The 388-nt window shown below is 66.0% G+C and carries 1 protein-coding gene; it reads right to left on the bottom strand.

Annotation, left to right across the window (positions count from 1 at the left end; all coding sequences use genetic code 11):
• Positions 1-373: glutathione S-transferase N-terminal domain-containing protein (locus tag I6F38_RS43590; protein ID WP_225164741.1), on the bottom strand; the 373-nt coding region annotated here is incomplete at its 3' end.
• Between the last annotated feature and the right edge of the window lie 15 nt (positions 374-388).

Genomic DNA, 388 nt, shown 5'->3' with positions numbered 1-388 from the left:
TTTCTGGTGCGTACACGTTGAAGTGGCCCATCTGGCCACTCATCGGGCCCAGGCCGGCCATCTGCCAGAACAGCCATTCCAGGGTGGCCACGCGGCCGCGCGGGTCGCTGGGCAGGAAGCGGCCGGTCTTCTCGGCCAGGTACAGCAGGATCGCACCGGACTCGAACACGCTCTGCGGGGCACCGCCATCGGCCGGGGCGTGGTCGACGATGGCCGGCATCTTGTTGTTGGGCGAGATGGCCAGGAACTCTGGCTTGAACTGGTCACCCGAGCCGATGTTGACCGGGTGGATGCGGTACTCCAGGCCGGCTTCCTCCAACAGCAGGGTCACTTTGTGGCCGTTCGGGGTGGGCCAGTAATACAGGTCGATCATGGCGTCGGCTCGGGG

It is taken from the genome of Bradyrhizobium sp. BRP56, from assembly GCF_020194035.1.
GTDB lineage: Bacteria > Pseudomonadota > Alphaproteobacteria > Rhizobiales > Xanthobacteraceae > Bradyrhizobium > Bradyrhizobium australafricanum.
This window is presented reverse-complemented; position numbering and strand designations above follow the sequence as displayed.